Source organism: Haladaptatus sp. HS23 (genome assembly GCF_056892285.1).
Genome location: NZ_JBXGLH010000002.1, coordinates 259,840 through 282,348, shown reverse-complemented (window position 1 = coordinate 282,348; position 22,509 = coordinate 259,840). Strand labels below are relative to the sequence as shown.

The window sequence follows — 22,509 nt, the reverse complement described above, 5'->3', positions numbered from 1 at the left end:
AATGTCGAATGCACTGTATTTTATGGTGACACGAGTTTCGAGCAGAGACGTCTCTCGTCGTCGCTGTCTCGAAGGAAAAAATCCGATTACGCGGTCGCCTCGTCGGTGGAGACGGTCGGCGGAAGCGCGTCCGCTTCGTCCGCCGCAGTCAGCAGGTCGTGGTAGCGGTTCCGAATCGTGACGGTGCTCACGTCCGATACCTCGCTCACCTCGTCCTGCGTGAGTTTCTCCTCCTCGAGGAGGGCGGCGGCGTACAGCGCCGCGGCGGCGAGGCCGACGGGCGATTTGCCGCTCGTGATGCCCGACTCCTTCGCCGTCTTGAGCAGGTCGTGGGCGCGGCGCTTGGTCGCGGCGGTGAGGTCGAGTTCGCTCTCGAACCGCGCGAGGTACTGCTCGGGGTCGGCGGGTTTGACGCCGAGACCGAGTTCGCGCACGATGTAGCGGTAGGTGCGTTTGAACTCCATGCCGTCGATTCGGCTGACGGTGGTCAGTTCGTCCATCGTACGCGGGACGCCGCTCTGTCGCGCCGCTGCGTACAGCGAGGCGGTCGCGACGCCCTCGATGGAGCGACCCGGCAGGAGGTCCTCGTTCAGTGCACGGCGGTAGATGACGCTGGCCATCTCGCGGACGTTGTCCGGCAGGCCGAGCGCGCTCGCCATCCGGTCGATTTCGCCCAACGCTTGCTTCAGATTTCGTTCCTTGCTGTCGCGGGTGCGGAAGCGCTCGTCCCACGTTCGAAGCCGTTGCATCTTCTGGCGCTGGCGGGAACTCAACGACCGCCCGTAGGCGTCCTTGTCCTGCCAGCCGATGTTGCTCGACAGGCCCTTGTCGTGCATCATCTTCGTCGTCGGCATCCCGACGCGGGACTTCGAATCGCGTTCGCTCGCGTCGAAGGCGCGCCACTCGGGACCGTGGTCGATGCCGTCGGCTTCGACGACGAGGCCACACTGACTACAGACGGTCTCGGCGTGTTCCGAGTCGTTGACGAGGGAGCTTCCGCATTCGGGGCAGGTCTGGTCCGTTCGCTCCGCTTCCCGCTCTCCTTCGCGTTCGCTCGTCCGCTCCTCCGTTTTCTCGTTCTCGTTCCTCCGTTTTCCCGTTCGCATGCGTTCTGAGTGCGCTACGGCCTTCTGGTCGTCTTTGTGAACTTTCGTACTCATGATGGAATGAATCGGAGTTGCCCTTCGATAGAGTCAGAGCCAAGGGCGCTCCGCTAACCATAAGTTAGTTCCAAAACTATATAAGAATACCGGTTGATATGGCAAGCCTTCGAACGGAAACGTAACTTCACGTACTAAATTCAGTATTCTCTGGCAACAGCTATCGGTTCGATTAAATTGTCCATAAGAATGTGACCGGGTTTCTTCGAGGGCGATATGACGCGACAGACGCGACGAACGTTTATTGCGACCGCCGGTGCGGTCGGTTTTGCGGGCTGTTCTTCGATTGCGGATAAGACGCCGCTTCCGGCGGACGAAAGCGAGCGCGGGACGCGAAAGAGCGGGCCGGCCAGCGTTCCGGTGGCCGACGATTTCGAGGCGCTCGACGAGTGGCAGGCCGTTTCGAGACAGGGAACGCTCTCGGAATCGACCGACGACGCGTATCGAGGCTCACAGTGTGCGAGGGTAGTCGGTAGCGACGAGACGAAAGAGGGCCACATCACCCGCTCGCTTTCGGGTGCCGACCTCCGCGAAACAAACTTCTCCCTCGCCGTCAAGGTCACGAGTCACGATTTCGCCAAAATCGCCATCCAACTCGTTGCCCCCGACGGGAAGAACGTCCTTCACCTGAAACGGACGCTCATCGGACCGAAGGACCGATGGGTTCGGCTCAACCTCGGTGTCACGGCCAGCACGGGTTCCCCGGACCTCGCTTCCGTCTCGGAACTCCGTGTCGTCGGGCGTCCCGTCGACACCAACGCGACGTCTCCCATCGAGTTCCTCGTCGACGACCTTCAGACCGTCTCCCCTCCGAAAAGGGGGGCGGTGATGTTCACCTTCGACGATAGCCACGCGACCCACTACCGCGCGTTCGAACTCATGCGAAAGTACGACTTCGCGGGCGTCGAGGCCGTCATCCCCGAGAGCGTCGGACACGACGACCGGTTGACGACCGACCAGCTATCGGAGATGGCCGACGGCGGGTGGGATATCTCCGCCCACCCCGACGTGCAAGCCCACTATTTCCCCGATTACTCCGAAGAGGAGCAAGCGGACCTGCTGAAACGCACACAGGAGTATCTCCAAAGCCACGGCTTCGGGGACGGCGCACGTCACCTCCTCGTCCCGAAAAACGCGGTCGGGCCGAACACCTTCGACCTCGCGCGAGAGTATTACGACACGATTTTCAGTTTCGGCGCGTCGCCGAACGCCATGCCGTTCGAAACTGAGGACTCCATCGTCGCTCGGGTGAACGGAAAGAACCTCGACATGACGAAACGATACATCGACTTCGCCGCCGAATACGGCCAGCTCACGGTTCCGCTCTTTCACGAGGTGGGGTCGGGCGGCGAAATCAGCGAGTCCGACTTCGAGTCGCTGCTGCAGTACGTCGAAAAGAAGGACATAGCGGTCATCACCGCTTCCCAACTCCTCGACGGGTGAGAGCACCGTTCGTTTCGTTCACCGCGACGGGAATCCCTGAAAAACCGTCCGCCACCGCAGAGTCTTAACGCGTCGCGGACTAACCCTCTGCCATGACAGAGAAAGCGACGCTCGCGGGCGGTTGTTTCTGGTGTTTAGAAGCGGCATACGAGGAACTCGACGGCGTGGAGTCCGTCACGTCGGGCTACGCCGGTGGCTCGGTCGAGAACCCGACCTACGAGGCCGTCTGTTCGGGCGAGACAGGCCACGCCGAAGTCGTCCAGTTGGAGTACGACCCCGAGACGGTCGGCTACGACGAACTCCTGCAGGTGTTTTTCACCATCCACGACCCGACGACGCTCAACCGACAGGGTCCCGACGTGGGCAGTCAGTACCGCTCCGCCGTCTTCTACCACGACGACGAACAGAGGGACGTCGCTGAGGCGTACATCGACGGTCTGGAGTCGGAAGGCGCGTTCGAGGACCCAATCGTCACCGAAGTCGAACCGCTCTCGGAGTTCTACGAGGCCGAGGGGTACCATCAGGACTACTACGAGAAGAACCCCAACGACGCCTACTGCACGATGAACGCCCAGCCGAAGATTCGCAAGGTGCGCGAGAAGTTCGCCGAGAAAGCGAAGCAGTAAGTTTCGAGACTATTCCACCGAGAACCCGTCGCCCCGTTCGAGCGCCTCGTCGATGGCGTTGACGAGCGCCTTCCCCTTCGCCAACGTCTCCTCGTACTCGGCCTCGGGGACCGAATCGTGGACGATTCCGGCACCGACGCGCAAGTGATACTCCTCGCCGTGTCGGACCAACGTTCGGATGACGATGTTCAACGTCCCACGTTCGTCGAAGCCCAAAACGCCGATACTCCCGGTGTACGGCCCGCGGCGCGTCGATTCCAGTTCGTCGATGATTTCCATCGTCCGGGGCTTCGGCGCGCCGGTGATGGTTCCGCCGGGGAACACTGCCGCGATAGCGTCCGTGGGGGAGACGTCGGACCGTCGCCGTCCCGTGACCTCCGAGACGAGGTGCATCACCTCGGAGTAGCGGTCGATTCGGCGGTAATCCGTCACTTCGACGCTTCCGTACTCGGCAAAATAGCCGAGGTCGTTTCGCTCCAAATCGACCAGCATGGCGTGTTCCGCGCGCTCCTTGTCGTCGTCCCGCAGTTGGGCCGCGAGCGCTTCGTCCTCCTCGGGCGTCGAACCGCGCGGCCGCGTCCCGGCGATGGGTTCCGTTCTGAGTCGGTGCCCGTTCAGGTCGAGCAGCAGTTCCGGGCTCGCGCTCACCAAATCGACGCCGGGGAACTCCAACAGCGCCGAGTAGGGCGCGGGGTTGACCCGGCGCAGGGCGTCGAAGGCCGCCACCGGGTGCACGCTCGCAGGCGCTTCGAGTCGCTGTGAGATGTTCGCCTGAAACGTATCGCCGTCTCGGATGTACTCCTTGACGCGTCGGACGCGCTCCGCGAAGGCGTCCCTGCCGCAACTGCTCACGAACGGACCCCGTTCGTCGGTCGGGGGGTCGCCGATGGATTCGTCACCCTCGATAGCCGCCGTGGCGAGCGAGAGCGCCATCTCACGGGCCTCGTCGTACGTCTCGTCGGGGCCGTCCAATCGTGGACAGGCCGTCACACGGAGCGTTTCCTCCGACCCCGTCTCCCACGCGGCGACGCAGTCGTACAGGCCGAACTGGAGGCGCGGCAGGTGTCGGTCGTCGGTCGCCGACCCCGGAAGCGCTTCCAATTCGCGGACGAGGTCGTAGGATAGCCATCCGAACAACCCACACGGGTACGGAACGTCGCAGTCGCCGCGAACGAGTTTCTCGTCGGCGAGTGCCGCCGAAAGGACGTCGAGGCTCGATTCGGTGGTCGAATCCGTCTGGAGCCAACTCGTCGGCTCGACGCCAAAATAGCCCCACCCCGACTGACCCCCAGTCGTCGCGAGATAGAAACCGTCGGGGCTGCCGCGCGCGCGTCGATACGCCAGAAACGGGTCCGCGACCTGCACGCGGACTTCGACGGGGATTCTCGACCCTCGGGGTGCGTCCTGTGCCGTCTCGCGGAACGAAGCCCGCGAGGTGACTACTTCCGGTTCGTTACATCGATTTCGCACGGTCCATCCAGCCTTCGATTCGCGTCGTCGAGAGGTCGGTCTCGCGGGCGATCTCCGCCGCGTTGGCCTCGGCCAACTCGACCGTGTTTTCGACGCCTGCGTTCCGGAGGCGCTCGGCGTAGGCCGGGCCGATTCCCTTCACGTCTTCGAGCGGTCGGGCGTCGGTATCGGCGGCCTCCGACGCTTCGGCTTCGGCTCCGGCCTCGGATTCATTTGCTTCCTCCGATTCCGACGTCTCTTCCTCCGGTTCCGGCTCTTCGGCTTCGTCCTCCGGTTCCGCTTCCGGCTCTTCGGCTTCCACGTCAGTTTCCGGTTCCTCCACTTCCTCCGACCCCATGTCGGGTTCCGCTTCCGGTTCGGTCGCTTCCGTCTGTGCGGGTTGTCCCGCCTCGGCACTCGGCCCCGTCGCCTCGGCGGGTTCCGTCGCCGTGTCGGGTTCCGCTTCCTCGATGTGGTCCGTCGGCTCCCCCTCGTCGACGAGTTCTTCCGTCGAAATACTCGTCTCCGTTTCGGTTTCGATTTCGGTTTCCGTTTCCGAGGACTCCTCGGTCATTTTCACTGCTTTATCCGATTCCACCGTGGGCTGTGCTCTCGTCTCGGTCGGTTCCCGCTCTATCGTCACTCCGTTGTCACGATTTCGCGTTTTCGACCGCTCATCGCCAAGACCGAGCAACGATTTCAGCCGTGTGATAAGCCCCATTGGGGGATAGTACAAAGTCCCTTCACTTAAAGGCGTCTTCGCAAGGCGGCGTCCATCCGCTCGACCGGTGCATCCGTTTCGGTCCATAGTTCAAATGCAGCGACCCCTTGAAACAGGAGCATCCACGCGCCGTCGATGGTCGTCGCCCCGCACGCGGCCGCCTCGCGGAGCAGTCGCGTTTCGATCGGACGATACACCGCGTCCATCACCGCGAGGTCTCCGTGGAGCGCGTCGACCGGAACGGGCGATTCGTCGGATTCCATTCCGACGCTCGTCGCGTTGATTAGCACGTCGGCCGCCGACACGAGTTCGGGGAGTTCGTCCAAGCCGTGTGCCGTCGCACCGCTCACGTCCGCTGCGAGGGACTCTGCACGCGAAACGGTTCGATTGGCTATCCCGACCGTCGCGCCGTCGTCGGCCAGCATGAAGGCGATTGCCCGTGCCGCACCGCCCGCGCCGACGACGACGGCGTTGGTCCCGTCGCGGGAAACGTCGTGTCGTTCGAGCGCTCGACGTGCGCCCTCGGCGTCCGTGTTGTGGCCGGTCGGGACGGAATCGCCGGGGTGGGAGAAATCGACCGTGTTCACCGCGCCGATGCGTTCCGCGAGCGGGTCGGAGTCGACGTGCGAGAGACAGTCCTCCTTGAACGGAATCGTGACGTTCAACCCGCTCACGCCGAGCGCGTTCGCTCCCTCGATTGCCGGGGCGATGGCTTCGGGTTCGAAGGTGACGTAGCGGGCGTCCATGTCCAGTTCCTCGTAGGCGGCCTCGTGCATCGGCGGGGAGAGCGAGTGACCCACCGGGTTTCCGAGGAGTCCGAATACGTCCATATCCGAAGAAGGGAGCGGGGGGACTTAATCGACGGGCCTCAGATACCGAGCATGACGAAGTAGACGGCGAGGCCGATGAAGAGAACGTAGAACAGGCCGCTTCCGAGGAACGGCGTCGGGTCGAAGTCGTCCTCGCCGACGCGACGTGCGCGGAAGAGGACGATGCACCCGGCGACGATGGCGAAGAGGACGGAGATGGCGTTCAGGAAGCCGGCGGTTCCCCACGCGAGGCTGAGGTCCCACGGCGTGAACAGGATTCCGAGGGTGACGGGAAGGGTGCCTTGGAACGCCATCGCGCCCGTGATGTTGTTGAGCGCGAGGGTGTCCTTGTCGCGCGCCAACCAGATGACGCTGTTGAACGCCTCGGGAAGTTCGGTCGCCACGGGGGCGATGACGAGCGCGACGATGGCGTACGGGATGCCGACGTCCCTCGAAACCCACTCCACTTGGTCCACGAACAGGTGGGCACCGTACACGATGAATCCGAGCGCGATGAACGTCTGAAGGGCCGTGAGGAGGAGGTGCGGGTCGGAGCTGTGGTCCGCGTTCGAGTCGATGCCGATTCGTTCGGCTAACCCTTCGGCGGCGATTCCGATGTGGAGGTCGTCCATGTCGTCGCTGTCGGCCAGTTCACCCGCACGGAGCGACCGGTAGAGATACGTGACGTACAGGGCCACGAGGACGACGGCGATGACGACCCGAATCGGAATTCCCGCGACGCTGGTCCCATCCGGGACGAGTGCGGCGGCGAACGCGAGGGTGTAGCCGACGAGGAAAAAGGAGAGGTCGCGCGTCGTCGCGCCCTCGTTGAACTGCAAATGGGCGTCGTTCGCGCGACGGTCGGCGAAGTAGTAGACGCTCGCGCCGACGAGGAACATGGCGATGGTGGCGAGCATGAACGGCGCGCCGAGAATCGCGCCGACGCCGATGTCGGACGCCGCCGACCCGCCCTTCAGGATGGCGATGACTGGAATCGTCGTCTCGGGGAGGGCGGTTCCCATCGCGGCGAGGATGCTCCCGGTGGCGCTCTCGGAGATTCCGAGGCGGTGGCCGAGCCATTCTACGCCGTTGGTGAACACCTCCGCTCCGACGAGGAGAAAGCCGAAGGATGCGAGAAGTAAGAGTCCTTTCGTCGACGATTTCGACAGTGCGAGCGGCCGCACCGCGGCCGCGACTGGAAGCGACATATCCCGTACTTCCCGCGGCAGTCAAGTAAGCGATTCCATCCGACGAGCGGACTCAGTGACCGGCGACGCCGCCGACGTCGAGGACGACGACGTGATAGACGACCACCGCGAGGAAGATGAGGTAGAACAGTCCACCGATGAGGAACGGTCGGGGCGACATGTTTCCGCCGTCGACGCGGCGCGCGCGGAGATAGAGTATGCACCCGCTGATGATGGCGAGGATGGCCGACAGACCGTTCAGGAAGCCGGACGTTCCCCACTGGAACGAGAGGTCCCACGAGGTGAACATGATGCCGAGGGTGACGGGAAGGGTGCCCTGAAACGCCATCGCACCCGAGATGTTGCCGAGCGCGAGGGTGTCCTTGTCGCGGGAAATCCAGATGATGCTGTTGAACTTCTCGGGGAGTTCGGTGGCGAGCGGTGCGATGAGGAGTGCGACGATGGCCGTCGGGATGCCGAGTACCTCCTCCGAAACCCACTGGGTCTGGGAGACGAACACCTGTGCCCCGCCGATGATGAAGCCGAGCGCGATGAGCGTTTGAATCGCCACTAAAATCGAATGTGGATTGCCCGAGTGGTTCTCGTCCGCGTTCATGCCCGGGAAGCGGGAGATGACGCCCTCTATCATCAGTCCGAGGTGGAGGTCCTCCAAGTCCTCGCCTTCGACCAGTTCGCCGCTCTTGAGCGAGCGGTAGAGGTAGAACAGGTAGAGCAGGACGAGCAGTGCGGCGATGCCGTGGGAAATCAGGTCGCTGTGAATCAGCGCGGCGCTGAACGCGAGGGTGTAGCCGACGAGGAAAAAGGAGAGGTCACGGCGGGTGGACTCGCTGTTGAAATGCATTTCCCGTCCGTGCGTACGGCGCGACCCGAAGTAGTAGACGCTCGCGCCGACGAGGAACATGGCGATGGTAGCGAGCATGAACGGTGCACCGAGAATGGCCCCCACACCGACTTCCTCCGCGGCCTTCGTCCCGCCGCTACTCCCGAAGATGGCGATTATCGGAATCGTCGTCTCGGGGAGGGCGGTTCCCACGGCGGCGAGGATACTCCCGGTCGCGCTTTCGCTCACGCCGAGATGGTGACCCAACCATTCGACGGCGTTCGTGAACACTTCCGCCCCCAAAAGGAGCAAGAAGAACGATGAGAGGAGCAGTAACGAGTTTTCCCACACCCGTGGCAAAATCGCCATCGGTGTAGCAAGCATCGGATTCATACTACGGGCACCTTCAAAAGCGGCCTAATTAAGCGGTTCTATCTGGAACTGGAAATGTTTTCGTCCCTGTAAAACTACTCACGGAACGGTCGTCACGGGCACGTCTGCCGATTTTACCACCGTCTTCGCCGCACTGCCGAGAATGAACGTACCTACCCGTCCCGTGCCATGATGGCCCATGATGACGTGGTCGTAGCCGTCCTCCTCGACCATCGAGACGATGTTGTTGCCGATGCGGTTCGACGCCTTGAAACTCGCCAGATGGACGTCCACCGCCACGGTGGGGTCGCTCTCGATATCGGTTTCGTCGAGTTCCGCTTCCACCCGGTCCATCAGGGCCTTCGTGTCCTCACCTCGTACGTCCGTGAAGTGGACGATATCGATGTCCGCGTCGTACCGCCTCGCGAACTCGATGGCGAAATCGAGCGCCCGCATGCTGCAGTCGGAGCCGTCCACCGGAACGAGAACCTTCATACATGTCAAGACTCCGCCCCGCTTCTTAACCGTTTCCGGGATTCGACGGACTTTTTCGCCGTCCGTGCGGAGAACCGTTCGTGATTGCCGTCGTCGTCAGTAGGGCAGACTACGCCTCCGAACACATCGGCGAGTGCCTCCTCGCCGAGACGGAGTGGAGTACACACGAAGACGAAACGCGACCGGACGCGGAGGGTGGCGGGGAGTACTACCGGACGGACGGGTTCGAACTCCGCGAGTTCGACGCACTCCACCTCGACATCGAGAACGTCGCCGAGGCGTTTTCCGACCCCAGCATGCTCGTGTTCGCCTCGCGTCACTCGGGCGACACCGGGCCGCTGTTGACCGCCCACTTCACCGGAAACTTCGGCCCGGCCGAGTACGGCGGCGAGGACAGGACCCTCGCCGAGACCTGTCCGAACGCCCACGCGCGGTTGCTCCGGGCGTTCGACGACCACGCGCCCGAGGGGTACGAAGTCGGAATGGAATGTACCCACCACGGTCCGAGCGAGGTCGGGGTTCCGTCGATGTTCGCCGAACTCGGCAGCGGCGACGACCAGTGGGGTGACCCGGACGCCGCCCGTGCCGTCGCGCGCGCCATTCTCGACCTGCGCGGCGTTTCCCCCCATCGGGAGCGCCAACTCGTCGGGTTCGGTGGGGGTCACTACGCCCCACGCTTCGAGCGAATCATCGGGGAGACGGACTGGGCGGTGGGCCACATTGCGTCGGACTGGAACCTCGATACGCTGGGGCTTCCGGAGGCACATCCCGACGTGATTCGACAGGCGTTCGAGCGGAGCGGGGCGACCCACGCCGTCTGTGAGGGCGACACGGAGGACATCGCGGACGTCATCGCCGACCTCGGCTACCGCGTCGTGAGCGAGACGTGGGTTCGAGAGGTGTCAGGGGTTCCCCTCTCCCTCGCCGAGGCGATGGAGTCGGACCTCTCGTCCGTCGATTCGGGGCTCCGGTTCGGCGAGCGAGCGGCCGACGTACCGGAGGACCCGGACGAGTGGCGGTTTTCCGTTCGAGCGTTCCCCGAGGAGTTGCTCGCGGCGGCGGCGGGCGTGGACCGGGAGGCCGTCTTCGACGTCGTGTCCGAGCGGACGGTCGCCTTCGAAACCGAGGAAGGCGGCACGCTGGTTTGTGGGCGCGCGGCGGTCCGCACGCAGGCCGACTACGGGGCGATTCTCGACGAATTGGTCGCGTTGCTCGACCGGAAGTACGAAACCGTCGCGCGCCGGGACGACGAAGTCGTCGTACGCGAAGTCACCTTCGACCCGGAAAAGGCGCGCACGTTGGGCGTGTCCGAGGGACCCGCCTTCGGCAAACTGTCCTCCGGGGTTTCGGTGACCGTCGACGGGCGAACGATTCCGCCCGAGAAGGTCCGGACGGAGCGAACACATGTCTTCCCCGTGGAGTGAATGGCCGGGGACGAATCGAGCATATAACTTTTTTTCACGATGGTGTGATATGAGTCAGACGACGTCGACTAGAGGGGAAAGATAATTAATGTGCGTTCGTAAAAGAAGCTTCAAGGATGGATTCAATCGTTGAAGACGCTATTGAGGAGGCGGAAGGGCAACAACAGGGTGCCCCCCAATCAGAAATCGGAGGTGCCTCGCAGGACACCGGCCTTTCGGGGACGATGACCGACGAGGAACTGCAGGACGTACTCAAAGAACTCCAGACCAACATCACCGTCGTCGGGTGTGGCGGTGGCGGTGGAAACACGGTCAATCGAATGGCCGAAGAGGGAATTCACGGGGCGTCGCTGGTCGCCGCGAACACGGACGTTCAGCACCTCGTCGAGATCGAGGCGGATACGAAGATTCTGATGGGAGAACAGAAGACGAGCGGCCGCGGTGCGGGGTCGCTCCCGCAGGTCGGCGAGGAGGCCGCCCTCGAAAGTCAGGAGGAGATTTACGACGCGATTCAGGGCTCGGACATGGTGTTCGTCACCGCCGGACTCGGCGGCGGCACCGGCACCGGAAGCGCCCCCGTGGTCGCCAAGGCGGCCCGCGAGGCCGGCGCACTCACCATCGCCATCGTCACGACGCCGTTCACGGCGGAGGGTGAGGTCCGGCGCACCAACGCCGAGGCCGGATTGGAACGCCTCCGCGACGTGAGCGACACGGTCATCGTCGTCCCGAACGACCGCCTGCTCGACTCCGTCGGCAAACTGCCCGTCAAACAGGCGTTCAAGGTCGCCGACGAGGTTCTCATGCGCTCGGTGAAAGGTATCACGGAACTCATCACGAAACCCGGTCTCGTCAACCTCGACTTCGCCGACGTTCGTACCGTCATGGAGAAGGGTGGCGTTGCCATGATCGGACTCGGCGAGAGCGACTCGGACCAGAAGGCACAGGACTCCGTGAAGAGCGCTCTGCGCTCGCCCCTCCTCGACGTGGACATCAGCGGCGCGAAGTCCGCGCTCGTCAACGTCACCGGTGGCAACGACATGTCCATCGAGGAAGCCGAGGGCGTGGTCGAACAGATTTACGACCGCATCGATCCCGACGCCCGCATCATCTGGGGTACCTCCATCGACGAGAGTCTCGACGGTACGATGCGAACCATGATCGTCGTCACGGGCGTTCAGTCGCCCCAGATTTACGGCCGCAACGAGGCCGAACAGGCACAGGCGAAACAACAGCAGGCGGAAGACATCGACTACGTCGAGTAATCGAGCGCTTCTCTCCCGTCCCTTTGTAGTAAGATAGAAAAAGCCCGATAGCCAAGCATCACCAACAATGGACGTCAAGCTAGACCTCGCGTCGTACATGCGCGTACTCAAATTAGCGAGTACGCCGTCGTGGAACGAGTTCTCGAAGATCGCACAGATCGCTGGTGCCGGCATCTTGCTCGTCGGACTGCTCGGGTTCACGATTTTCGCCGTCATGAGTTTCATCACCGCTGCCCCCGTCTAGGTGAATCTATATGCCAATTTACGCAGTAAAGACCACGGCAAGCCAGGAACGCACCGTCGCGGACATGATCATCAACCGCGAGGAACCGGAGATTCACGCCGTCCTCGCGCCCGACTCGCTGACGAGTTACGTCATGGTCGAAGCCGACGACCACCGGGTAATCAACCGCGTCTTGGAGGAGATTCCACACGCGCGGAGCATGGTCCCCGGCGAGAGCAACATCTCCGAAGTGGAGCACTTCCTCTCCCCGACGCCGGACGTCGAAGGTATCGCGGAGGGCGACATCGTGGAACTCATCGCCGGACCGTTCAAAGGCGAGAAGGCGCAGGTCCAGCGTATCGACGAGGGCAAAGACCAGGTGACGGTCGAACTGTACGAGGCGACCGTCCCGATTCCCGTCACCGTGCGCGGCGACCAGATTCGCGTGCTCGATAGCGAGGAGCGGTAGCTCTAACTCTCGTTCGTTCTACTCACGAGAATAGCGAAGAGCGGTAAGCGAAGCGCACCGCTCCTCGGAACAGGCGAGCGGTGAAATTGCCGAGCGTTGCTCGGCAGTCAGCCAGACGGAGTCTGGCGAAACCGCGAGCCAGCGAAGAGCGGTAGCTCTTCTGACCCCCCTACTCCGTAAGACAAACCACGTCGTTTCGAGCGACCCGTACGTTTTTTACCCCTCGTAAACGACTGTTTTCTAACTAGGTAGCACGATGACCCGCTTTACCTCCTTCTGATTCGACGCTCGATTTCGGGCCTCGTACCGCCGTTCGACTACCATCAGCGACAGCGACCGCACACGACAGACGTCATGAATTCGATACCGACCAGAGACGAAATCGCACAGGAGTACAAGTGGGACCTCTCGACCATCTTCGAATCGCCCGACGAGTGGAGCGCAACGCTCGCCGAAACCGAATCGCTCGCCGAATCGCTCCGCGAGCGGGACCCGAGGAGCCTGGACGACTTTCTCGACACCCTCACGGACCTCGAAACCCTCGTTCGACGGGAACAACGGCTCGACCTCTACGTCCAACTTCGATGCAACGAGGACACGGGGGACCCCGAACGCGAGGAGCGACGCACCGAGTTCCGGTCGGTGTCGGACGACGTCGACCGAACGAAGACGGCGGTTCGGCGTCGGCTTCGGTCGCTCTCTCCCGAGCGAGTCAAAGGGATGAGACGCGAGAACGACGACCTCGCGGCGTTTCAGCGCTATCTCGACGACGCCGTACGAATGGACTGCCACGTTCGCTCGCCCGAAGTCGAGGAGGTCCTCACGACGCTGCACCACGACACGCCCGAGGAAGTGTTTCGAGCCCTCGTCAACCGGGACTTCGAACCGCCGACCGTGGACGGACCGGACGGGGACCCCGTTCGGATGACGCGAAACAAGCGGGCGAAACAGCTCGCATCGGCGGACAGGGAGTTCAGACGCCGCGTGTACGAGGCGTTCCGCGGGGAATTGACCGCGTCCAAGCACGCGATTGCGACGGCGTACGCGGAGAAGGTGAAAGCGCAATCGAACCGCGCGACGGTACGGAACTTCGGCTCCGTCCGCGAACGGAGCTTCAACAAGCAGAGCTACCCGGAGACGGGGCTTCGAATCGACTTCCCGACGGACGCACACGACGCGCTCCTCGATGCGCTCCGGTCGAACCTCGGCCCGCACCACCGCTATCTCCGCCTCCGTCGTAACCGTCTCGGCGTGGAAGAGGTACGCCCGTGGGACACGGACGTTCCGCTCGCCGACGAAGAGGGGCCGGAGATTCCGTACGACGAAGCGCGTGACCACCTCCTCGCCGCAGCCGAGCCGTTGGGCGAGGAGTACCGGAACCGCTTGGCGGGATTTTTGGACGACGGTCGAATCGACGTGTACGAAACCGAGGAAAAACGCTCCGACATCACCGCGTACTGCCCGTCGTCGTACGATACCGGCGCGTACGTTCTGGCGAACTACGACGACGACGTGCGGTCGCTGTTCGTTCTGGCCCACGAACTCGGCCACGCGATGAACACGTCGTATCTGCGCGAGGCGTGCCGACCGCTGTACGCGACCACTCCGCGCCCCGTCGAGGAGGTGCCGAGCCTGCTTCACGAACTGCTCCTCGCGCGGCATCTCATCGAGACCGGACGGTACCGGAATCACGTCTTCGACCGCCTCCTCGATACCATCGGCGGCAACCTCTTCGGTGCGGGGATGTGGTCCGCGTTCACCCACGAAGCGTACGACGTGGTCGAAAGTGGTGGCACCCTCACCGCGGAGCGCCTCGACGACATCTACGCCGACCTCCACGAGGAGTTCAACGCGCCGGTCGTCCCCGACGAGTACACCGCATCTGGGTGGCTCACCGGCAGTCACGCGCGGGAACCGTACCACTTCTACCAGTACGTCCTCGGCGTGGTGGGTGCCACCGTCGTCTTCGACCGACTCACGGACGGCACGCTGTCGCCCGAAGAGTACCGCGACTTCCTCCGCACCGGCGGCCGAAAGCGGGCGGTCGAGACGTTCGCTGACCTCGATATCGACGTTCGCACCGACGACCCGTACGAGCGCGCGGCATCCGTGTTCGAGGACTACGTGGACCGGTCGCCGTGGGCGTGAACGACGAACTCCAGCGCGTTGACGAGGTAGTGGGCGACGACGACCACGACCAAGCTTCCCGTCAGGACGAACGCGCTGGCGAGTACCGCGCCGAGCGTCCCGGTGACGAGTACGCCCGCCGGGCCTTGCGCGCCGTGACCCGTCGCGAAGGCAATCGACGACGCAGCGACGAGGAACCACGGCGAGATGCCGAACCCGGCGGCGAATACGCCGACCAGCGAGGAGCGAAACAGCAGTTCCTCGAACCCGGCGATTGTCGGCAGGACGAGGACGAGCAGGACGACCCACCCGTCGAGCGAGTCGGGGGTGAGGAGTTCTCGAAGGCCGTCCTCGTAGTCGATACCGAGCGCGTCCGCGACGCGCTGGCCGAGTTCGTTTCCGACGTACAGCGCCACGCCGAGGAGGGCGCCGATGCCGAGTTGGGTGACGGTCACGCTCCCCAGGCCGAGCGCGACGGCGGGAATCGCGGCGAGTACGGCCGCCACGACGAGGACCACGCCGAACAGACCTTGGCTGAACGCGACGTTGATTAGAAGCATTCCCGGCGTGAACTCCTCGTCTGCGGCGGTTTCGGGCGTCGTCTCGTGGGTGAACTCGACGTTCGCGGTTGCAGGTTCGACGCTCGCAGTCGGCGTTTCGTCGTCTCGCGAGTTCGAATCCGAAGAGACCGCGGGTCCGGAGTCGAGCGCGGGTGTCGTCTCGTCACCCGCGCTTCTCTCGTCCGTGGTGGATTCGGAGCCCTCTCCGTGACCGACCCCGTATCCGTTCGTGAGCGGTCCGGTCGTCTCGGGTCGAATCGCCGAATCGTGACCGTCTGCCGTCGGACTCACGTCGTCCATTTCGTCCTCCCCGACGAACATCCCCTGCGAGGCGCGAGCGAGCGCGATGAGAAGGAGGAGAACGATTAGCGTGACGGCGGCGAACGCGTTCCAGTTCGGCGAGGGCATTCGGATTCCAATTCGGACGCTGACCGTGAAAAGCTGTCTACTGTGTCGGTGGGGCTGGACGGGCGATGGCCGTCGCTCCGGAGCTGAAACCGAAGAAAAAACGAATTCTCGTTGCCGAACGCTTACTGCGGACTCGGACTGCTACCGGGCTTGGTGCCGCCGACCTTGCGGTCGAGGGCGTGGCCGGTGATGTCCTTCAGCCGGTTGATGAGGCTGTCCTTCTCGGATTCTCCCGTAAGCGCGACTTCGAGGACTTCGCTGATGTGCGAGACGGGGATGATTTCGATCATCTCCTCGTACTCTTCTTCTATCATCACGTCCTGCTCGTTGGCCTTCGGGATGATGACAGTCTCGACGCCCGCCTTCGCGGCGGCCTCGATTTTGTGCGTGACGCCGCCGACCGGGAGCACGTCGCCGCGGACCGACAGGGAGCCGGTCATGGCGATACTCTGGTCGATGGGGATGTTCTCCAGCGCGCTGATGACCGCCGTTGCCATCGTCACCGACGCGGAGTCACCTTGGACACCCTCGTACGCCTGCACGTACTGGATGTGGATGTCCTTCTCCGAGATGTCCTCGTCGCTGAACTTCTTGATGATGGCGCTGACGTTCTGGACCGCCTCCTCGGCGATGTCCTGCAGTTTCCCGGTGGCGATGACCTGACCGGGACCCTGCGACGGCGCGACTTCGGCCATGACGGGCATGACGATACCGCTGTCCTCGCCCATGACGGCCAGACCGTTCACGCGGCCGACCACGTCGCCGGCGGAGATCGTGAGGTCGTAGTCCTTCCGGCGCTCGATGTAGTCGTCCGCGATCTGTTGTTCGATGGAGCGCGAGCGCTGTTTCGCCTGCAACACGTGGTCGCGCGTGGTGTTCTCGGCGTCTTCCGCGCGAGCGATGTCGCCTGCAACGCGCACCAGTCCACCGAGGTCACGCAGTTTCAGCGTGAGGTGGTCCTTGCGCATCGCACGGCGCTGGGCTTCGAGGATGACCTCTTCGACGGCCGTGTCCGTGAAGTGCGGAAGTCGACCGTCTTTTTCGACCTCTTGGGCGACGAAGCGCGCGTACTTGCGGCGCATCTCCGGCGTATCGTCGATGGTGTCGTCCATGTAGACCTCGTACCCGTATCCCTTGATACGCGAACGGAGTGCCGGGTGCATGTTCTCCATGGCGTCGAGGTTCCCCGCCGCGACCATGACGAAGTCGGTCGGAACGGGTTCGGTGTGCACCATCGCGCCCGAGGAGCGCTCGGACTGACCGGTGATGGAGAACTCGCCCTCCTGAATCGCCGTCATCAGCTTCTGCTGACTGCGGATGTCGAGGGTGTTGATTTCATCGATGAACAACACGCCCTTGTTCGCCTTGTGGATGGCACCGGGTTCTACCCGGTCGTGGCTCGGCGTTTCCATTCCACCGGACTGGAACGGGTCGTGGCGCACGTCGCCGAGCATCGCACCCGCGTGGGCACCCGTCGCGTCCTCGAAGGGGGCGCTGGTGACGTCGCTGTTGTTGACCAACAGGTTCGGAATCATCGCGTCGGAGCCACGCGACCCGTAGCGGAACGCGAGGTAGATGACACCGGCCGCGAGGATTCCGAGGAGCGGCTTTCCGGCGAGGAGGAGCGCGTATCCCACCACGATGGCGATGATGACCCACATCAAAAAGGAGCGCATCTGGTTGCGCTTTCGGGCTTCCTCCTTGTGTGCCTCGATGATTTGTTCGCCCTTTCCGGCGGGGACCGTCCGAACCTTCGGTTCGTTCCCGTCGTCGGGGTTGTGATAGACGAGGACGTCTTGCAAGTCCTCTTTGGGGAGGAGTTGACTCATCGCCTTCGCCAGCATCGATTTCCCTGTCCCGGGGGACCCGATCATCATCACGTGACGGCGCTGTTTCGCCGCCTTGAGGATGATGTCACGGGCGTGATCCTGTCCGATGACCTGATCGACCAGTCGGTCGGGGATTTCGACTTCTTCCGTACTTTCTATCTCCAACCCACCCAGCAGGTCGTCTTCGGAGATGTCGTCGGCGACCTTGGCGTCCACCTCGCTCCCAAGGCTATCGACGTCCATCTCTTTCTCGGCTTCCTGCTCCGATGGTGAAGCTTCGGTGTCGTTACTCATAGAATTCGTTCTGTGTAGTTGAAAACATGGCTGGCGAACTGATATACTTTCTCCCTACGCTCGACCCCGCACACTCCATTTCAGGCCGTCAAACTGTGGAATTGAAGGGATATAGCCGTATCGCTCCCGGTGTCGCACACCGGCTTCGAAATAGTTCGACCCGCTTTTCGGCGAGGATGGACCGCTCGGACGGACGACTCGTCACTCTTATAAAATCGCTACCCGACGGATTCACCATGACCCGCGGGTTCTACATCGGGCGCTTCCAACCCTACCACAACGGCCACCACAACGTGGTCGACAACATCGCCGAGGAAGTCGACGAACTCGTCCTCGGCATCGGAAGCGCGGGCGACTCACACAGCCGTCACGACCCATTCACGGCTGGCGAACGCATCATGATGATAACCAAATCCCTCGTGGATTACGACCTCGTGACGTACGCCGTCCCCATCGAGGACTTGGACCGGAACTCCGTGTGGGTGAGTCACGTCCAGAGCATGAGCCCCGACTTCGACGTGGCCTACTCGAACAACCCCCTCGTCATTCGTCTGTTCGAGGAGGCAGGCGTCGAGGTACGACAGTCCCCGATGTTCAACCGCGACGTGTTGGAGGGAACCGAAGTCCGCGACCGGATGGTCGACGGCGGCGACTGGCGAAAACTCGTTCCGGACCCGGTCGTCGAAGTGGTCGAGGAAATAGACGGTATCGACCGCATTCAACAGGTCAGCGACTCGGATTCGAACGGAATTTAGTCCCGACTCGGCCGCGTAGAGGCCCAACCGATGGACACGTACTTCGAACCGTCTTCTCCATCGTCGATAGTTCGGATTACTTTATATAGCGTTTCCTGAGAATACAGAAAACATACATCAATTCAGTTGCGAACTATCCCTATCTCCGCAGGAGAGTTGCCATATGATAACGCTCACTTCAGATTTCGGGACGCCATACCCGGCGGCGATGAAGGGCGTGTTGCTCCAGCACACCGACGCCCGTCTCGTCGACATCGGCCACGACTTCCCGCGACAGGACGTTCGAACGACCGCCTTTTGGCTCCGCGAGGTGTTTCCGTACTTCCCGCCCGCCGTCCACCTCGTCGTGGTGGACCCCGGCGTCGGCACCGACCGCGCGGCCCTCGTGGTTCGTGCGGGCGACCACGTCCTCGTCGGACCGGACAACGGCGTCCTGCTGCCCGTCGCCCGCGAATTAGGCGACACCGACCCCGAAGTGTTCCGAATCGCGGTCGAAGACCCGGACAGCGCGACGTTCCACGGGCGAGACGTGTTCGCGCCCGCCGCCGCCCGCGTCCACGAAGCGGGCGTGGACGCGCTCGAAACGCTCGACGGTGTCGTCCCGACGGACGAGTTCGAGGACCTCCGCTTTCCCGACCCGACCGTTCAGGGTGGGTCCGCGACCGGCGAACTCCTCGCGGTGGACGATTTCGGGAACGCCATCACGAACGTTCCGGGCGAGTTCCTGAACGAGGCGGACGAGGTCGAGATAAACGGCATTCTCGGCCCCGTCGAACCGTCCTACGCCCATGTCGACCCGGGCGAACGACTCGTGACGGTCGGCAGTCACGGCAACGTCGAACTCGCGGTCAATCAGGACCGTGGCGACGAGGCGTTCGACGTCGCAGTCGGCGACGAAGTCCGTCTCGATAGCCGACCGAAACGGTGAATCCGATTCGGTCGTCCTCTCTTCCATGGAGACGACCCGCCACTTCACCGCGACGACGTACGTCGTCCACGACGGCGAGTGTTTGCTTCACGACCACGACCGATTAGACATGCTCCTCCCGCCGGGCGGCCACCTCGACCGGGACGAACTCCCTCGTGAGGCCGCCCTGCGCGAAGTCCGCGAGGAGACGGGTCTCGACGTGACGCTCCTCGAACCGGAGACGAGCGTCACCGCCGATTTCGGCCGGGAACTGCCACCCGCAGAACACACCATGCTCTACGACGTCGACGCTCTCGACGGAGCGGTCGCCCACCAACACATCGACTTCGTCTACTACGGCGAGGCGGCGGACCGAACACTCGCGCCCGACGACGGCGAACGCGCGACCGACCGTTGGCGCTGGTTTTCACTCGATGACTTCCGAACACGCGACGGTCTGACCGAGGAGGTGGTCACGCTCGGTATCGAGGCCATCGAGCGCGTCCGATCCGAGCGACGAAACCGGGGTTAGCAGGTGTATAATAAGGCCTATCCGGTGATTTTTGTCGTTCATGAGCATCATCGACCGCCTGTTCGGTACCGACGACGAAGACCCTCGACCGACCTTCGTCTGTACCGGGTGTGGCAAGGCATTCGACGGCGAGCGAAAACCCTGTCCGGACTGTGGCAGCGAGCAGGTCGTCTCGCCTCGTTCACGATGACACAGCAGTTCCCTTTCGCAGCCATTCTTTCAGAATGAGAGAAAAGTGACAGAGCACAGAATCTCTCTATCGGTGATTTTCGGCGGTTAGGTGGCGTATAATAATGTCTGCACTGTTGTTCTAACAGTTCGAGAATGGGATTTGTCAGCCGAGTCAGTCTGAAATTAGGGCACGTGGGCTCGACACGGTTCGAGTGTAAATCGTGCGGTGCGTCGTACGAACTCGACCGTCAGGTGTGTATCGAGTGCGGCGGTCACTGCATCGGGTATAGCGAGTCGTGGCTTCGACGGGGACTTTTCCTACAGGCGTCGAGAAAGCGACGGCGCTGAACGCGCGAAGACGCACCGTCGCAAAAAGCGACTGGACGACTCGAAGTCAGCCCAATCGAGAGCGAACGTACTTGGTCACGTGGTCGTCCATCCGGCGTTTATATCCCGCCTGTCGCGCGAGTCGGTCGAGTTCCCGTGCCACGAGACTGCCGTACTGCACCGCCTTCTTGTCCCGCATCGCTACCTCATCGGGGACTAATTCCCGCGCCGCATTCCTGAACGTCGATTTCCGAACGCCCTCCGAGACGAGCATCGAACCCGGAAGGCGGAGCGCCGCCCGCACGACTCGGTCGTCGAGGAGGGGGGCGACCGGTTCGACCCCGGCGGACCGGAGAGTCAACACGTCCCGCGGCAACTGCTCGGGGAGCGTGCGAATCGTCTCACGGGCCGCACCGCGTACCGTTTCCGCTTCCACGCGGTGGTCCGTACGGGCGACTTTCTCGTAGCCGCCGAACAGTTCGTCCGCGCCTTGCCCCACCGCGAGTCGGTCGTAGCCGTCCGCACGTGCCCGCTCGGCGGTCAGGTAGAGCGGAAGCGCGATTTGCACGTCCATCGCGTTCGTTCGGCCGATAGCGCGAGCGACTTCGGGGACCGCGCGTTCGATATCCCCGTGTGTTATCTCGACGACGCGAAGGTCACGGTCCATGAGTTCGGCGGCGGTTCGCGCGGCGTCCACGTCGTGACTACCGGCGTACCCGGCGACGTACAGCGGACAGTCGAAGGCGCTCCCGACCACAGCGGAATCGACGCCGCCGGAGAATGCGACGGCGAGACCGTCCGCGGGTACCGACTCCAGACTGGCTTCGATGGCCGTTCGAACCGCCGAAACCGCCCTTTCCTCGTTTTCGAACGGCGACGGGTCGGGGAGCGTCCACAGTCGTTCCTCGCCCTCCTCGGTTCGACCGTACCCTGCAGGAACCGGGACGGGGGCATCGAGTTCGGTGGGGTCGTGACTCCACGTCCTCGCGTCGGTCTCCTCGGAGAACAGCGGATAGCGACCCAGCACGTCGCGGACGAGCGTCCCGTCGAGTTCGCCGGCGAATCCCGAACCGCCCGGTAGCGGGTCGTTCGTTTCGACGGCGCGCCGAACGTCCGCGGGTGACAGCCCCTGCATCAGCCGAAGTACTGTCCGACACGGTTGACGACGCGGCGTTTCGCCCCGCCCGCGGCCTGTCGGAAACTGATTCGCCACGGCGTTCGTTTCCCGTTGACCTCCGTTCGGCCATCGACGATGGCGCCGAGGATGGCTCGCTTGTCGGGGTTTTTCACGTCGATTTTCGTTACCGCCTGTCCGACCATCTCGCTGATGTGGGCGTCACTTCCGGCCGTCATTGGGACGTCGTGATCGCTGGCGAACGTCCTCGCTTTCCGGTTTCCGCGCCCCGTCAGCAGGCGTGAGTTGTACACCTCGATAGCGTCGGCTTCCGCGAGCTTTTTCCCGGAGATGTTCGCGGCGACGCCGCTGCGCGATTTCTGGAACGGATGGGGAACGATGGCGACGCCGCCTTGCTCCCGAATCTTGTCGAGCGTCTCGCCGAACGAGAGGCCCGGCGGGATGCGCTCTTCGATACCTAATCCGAGGACGTGCCCCGCGCGGGACGTGATTTCCATGCCGGGAATGCCCACCAGTCCGTATTCGGGGGCGAGTTTCGCGGCCTCCAGGCTCGCGTCGATCTCGTCGTGGTCGGTAACGGCGATGGCGTCCAAATCGACTGCTTTGGCTTGCTCCAGTAGCAGTTCGATGGGGTCACGGCCATCGTGGGAAAGTGCGGAATGACAATGCAACTCGACCGATAGCACGGGCGAACGTTGGCAGTACGCCGGGAAAAGCAACTCGGTCCGCAGACGAGAGTCGGCGTTCGCCATAGTGGCAGTTGGTTGTCCGGTAGTTGTCAGGGCGGATATTCTCACTGGTCTCTCTTCGAATAAATGGAGGTAGTGGACCGGAATGAACAGTTTTTGATAACGACTGGGTAGCTAACGAGTACGGTTTCGGCGCATGAATACGGGCGATGGAGGCAACATCGCCCGTCGAGTGGGTGGTGGGTGGGTGAAAACGGTCACTCGCGTTTCATGCAATCATAGGCATTGATTTTA

Annotated in this window: 22 protein-coding genes; 11 read left to right on the top strand and 11 right to left on the bottom strand. The window is 63.0% G+C overall.

Translation table 11 applies throughout. From position 1 onward, the window contains the following. Positions 1–86: 86 nt before the first annotated feature. Positions 87–1,106 (bottom strand): transcription initiation factor IIB, encoded by a 1,020-nt coding sequence (locus AC1XDK_RS07635; protein ID WP_483349852.1) that lies wholly within the window; start codon positions 1,104–1,106, stop codon positions 87–89. A gap of 270 nt (positions 1,107–1,376) precedes the next feature. Between AC1XDK_RS07635 and AC1XDK_RS07630 the strand changes: the two genes are divergently transcribed. Both AC1XDK_RS07630 and msrA read left to right on the top strand, forming a co-directional pair. Beyond that, on the top strand, positions 1,377–2,603 hold the full coding sequence (locus AC1XDK_RS07630) for a polysaccharide deacetylase family protein (protein ID WP_483349222.1): 1,227 nt from the start codon (positions 1,377–1,379) through the stop codon (positions 2,601–2,603). Positions 2,604–2,695: 92 nt separating this feature from the next. Then, entirely contained in the window at positions 2,696–3,229 is a 534-nt protein-coding gene (gene msrA / locus AC1XDK_RS07625; RefSeq protein ID WP_483349221.1) for a peptide-methionine (S)-S-oxide reductase MsrA, read from the top strand. Between the two features lie 9 nt (positions 3,230–3,238). Here the strand turns inward: msrA and pabB are convergent, their stop codons facing one another. The 6 genes from pabB to AC1XDK_RS07595 form a co-directional block, all read right to left on the bottom strand. Continuing rightward, complete coding sequence (gene pabB, locus AC1XDK_RS07620; protein WP_483349219.1) at positions 3,239–4,699, bottom strand: aminodeoxychorismate synthase, component I; 1,461 nt, start codon at positions 4,697–4,699, stop codon at positions 3,239–3,241. Beyond that, entirely contained in the window at positions 4,683–5,399 is a 717-nt protein-coding gene (locus AC1XDK_RS07615) for a helix-hairpin-helix domain-containing protein (RefSeq protein WP_483349218.1), read from the bottom strand. The genes pabB and AC1XDK_RS07615 overlap by 17 nt, the downstream gene beginning before the upstream one ends. Positions 5,400–5,425: 26 nt before the next feature. Next, a complete protein-coding gene (locus AC1XDK_RS07610; RefSeq protein ID WP_483349217.1) occupies positions 5,426–6,229 on the bottom strand; it encodes a shikimate dehydrogenase in 804 nt (267 codons plus the stop codon). Positions 6,230–6,267: 38 nt separating this feature from the next. After that, positions 6,268–7,416: a sodium:calcium antiporter gene (locus AC1XDK_RS07605; protein WP_483349216.1), complete on the bottom strand. Its 1,149-nt coding sequence runs from the start codon at positions 7,414–7,416 to the stop codon at positions 6,268–6,270. A 52-nt stretch (positions 7,417–7,468) separates the two neighbouring features. Then, positions 7,469–8,629: a sodium:calcium antiporter gene (locus tag AC1XDK_RS07600; protein ID WP_483349215.1), complete on the bottom strand. Its 1,161-nt coding sequence runs from the start codon at positions 8,627–8,629 to the stop codon at positions 7,469–7,471. A 78-nt stretch (positions 8,630–8,707) separates the two neighbouring features. After that, positions 8,708–9,103: a universal stress protein gene (locus tag AC1XDK_RS07595; RefSeq protein ID WP_483349214.1), complete on the bottom strand. Its 396-nt coding sequence runs from the start codon at positions 9,101–9,103 to the stop codon at positions 8,708–8,710. Positions 9,104–9,183: 80 nt separating this feature from the next. Between AC1XDK_RS07595 and AC1XDK_RS07590 the strand changes: the two genes are divergently transcribed. The 5 genes from AC1XDK_RS07590 to AC1XDK_RS07570 all read left to right on the top strand — a co-directional run bounded on the left by AC1XDK_RS07590 (position 9,184) and on the right by AC1XDK_RS07570 (position 14,629). After that, positions 9,184–10,527: a D-aminoacyl-tRNA deacylase gene (locus AC1XDK_RS07590; protein WP_483349213.1), complete on the top strand. Its 1,344-nt coding sequence runs from the start codon at positions 9,184–9,186 to the stop codon at positions 10,525–10,527. Positions 10,528–10,643: 116 nt separating this feature from the next. Continuing rightward, positions 10,644–11,789: a cell division protein FtsZ gene (ftsZ, locus tag AC1XDK_RS07585; protein WP_231184072.1), complete on the top strand. Its 1,146-nt coding sequence runs from the start codon at positions 10,644–10,646 to the stop codon at positions 11,787–11,789. Positions 11,790–11,856: 67 nt separating this feature from the next. Then, on the top strand, positions 11,857–12,033 hold the full coding sequence (locus tag AC1XDK_RS07580) for a protein translocase SEC61 complex subunit gamma (protein ID WP_483349212.1): 177 nt from the start codon (positions 11,857–11,859) through the stop codon (positions 12,031–12,033). Positions 12,034–12,043: 10 nt separating this feature from the next. Further along, on the top strand, positions 12,044–12,481 hold the full coding sequence (locus tag AC1XDK_RS07575) for a transcription elongation factor Spt5 (protein WP_007981573.1): 438 nt from the start codon (positions 12,044–12,046) through the stop codon (positions 12,479–12,481). 354 nt (positions 12,482–12,835) lie between these two features. Continuing rightward, the gene (locus tag AC1XDK_RS07570) at positions 12,836–14,629 is read left to right on the top strand and encodes a M3 family oligoendopeptidase (protein WP_483349211.1); all 1,794 of its coding nucleotides are present in this window, start codon (positions 12,836–12,838) and stop codon (positions 14,627–14,629) included. Here the strand turns inward: AC1XDK_RS07570 and AC1XDK_RS07565 are convergent. Continuing rightward, a complete protein-coding gene (locus AC1XDK_RS07565; protein WP_483349210.1) occupies positions 14,602–15,576 on the bottom strand; it encodes a CPBP family intramembrane glutamic endopeptidase in 975 nt (324 codons plus the stop codon). The two genes, AC1XDK_RS07570 and AC1XDK_RS07565, sit on opposite strands and share 28 nt — an antisense overlap. A gap of 122 nt (positions 15,577–15,698) precedes the next feature. Continuing rightward, positions 15,699–17,699, bottom strand: coding sequence for an ATP-dependent protease LonB (gene lonB / locus AC1XDK_RS07560; protein WP_483349209.1), 2,001 nt, complete (start codon positions 17,697–17,699; stop codon positions 15,699–15,701). A 236-nt stretch (positions 17,700–17,935) separates the two neighbouring features. Between lonB and AC1XDK_RS07555 the strand changes: the two genes are divergently transcribed. The 4 genes from AC1XDK_RS07555 (at position 17,936) to AC1XDK_RS07540 (ending at position 20,083) form a co-directional block, all read left to right on the top strand. Then, complete coding sequence (locus AC1XDK_RS07555) at positions 17,936–18,454, top strand: nicotinamide-nucleotide adenylyltransferase (RefSeq protein WP_483349207.1); 519 nt, start codon at positions 17,936–17,938, stop codon at positions 18,452–18,454. 163 nt (positions 18,455–18,617) lie between these two features. Further along, complete coding sequence (locus AC1XDK_RS07550; protein WP_483349206.1) at positions 18,618–19,382, top strand: SAM hydrolase/SAM-dependent halogenase family protein; 765 nt, start codon at positions 18,618–18,620, stop codon at positions 19,380–19,382. Positions 19,383–19,407: 25 nt separating this feature from the next. After that, the gene (locus tag AC1XDK_RS07545; RefSeq protein ID WP_483349205.1) at positions 19,408–19,893 is read left to right on the top strand and encodes an NUDIX hydrolase; all 486 of its coding nucleotides are present in this window, start codon (positions 19,408–19,410) and stop codon (positions 19,891–19,893) included. 40 nt (positions 19,894–19,933) lie between these two features. Next, the gene (locus tag AC1XDK_RS07540) at positions 19,934–20,083 is read left to right on the top strand and encodes a hypothetical protein (RefSeq protein WP_483349204.1); all 150 of its coding nucleotides are present in this window, start codon (positions 19,934–19,936) and stop codon (positions 20,081–20,083) included. A gap of 375 nt (positions 20,084–20,458) precedes the next feature. On the opposite strand, the gene AC1XDK_RS07535 is transcribed toward AC1XDK_RS07540, so the two are convergent. Next, positions 20,459–21,526, bottom strand: a complete 1,068-nt coding sequence (locus tag AC1XDK_RS07535) for an asparagine synthase C-terminal domain-containing protein (protein ID WP_483349203.1) — start codon at positions 21,524–21,526, stop codon at positions 20,459–20,461. Further along, positions 21,526–22,212, bottom strand: a complete 687-nt coding sequence (locus tag AC1XDK_RS07530) for a PHP domain-containing protein (protein ID WP_483349851.1) — start codon at positions 22,210–22,212, stop codon at positions 21,526–21,528. Before AC1XDK_RS07530 ends, AC1XDK_RS07535 begins: the two co-directional genes overlap by 1 nt. Positions 22,213–22,509 lie beyond the last annotated feature (297 nt).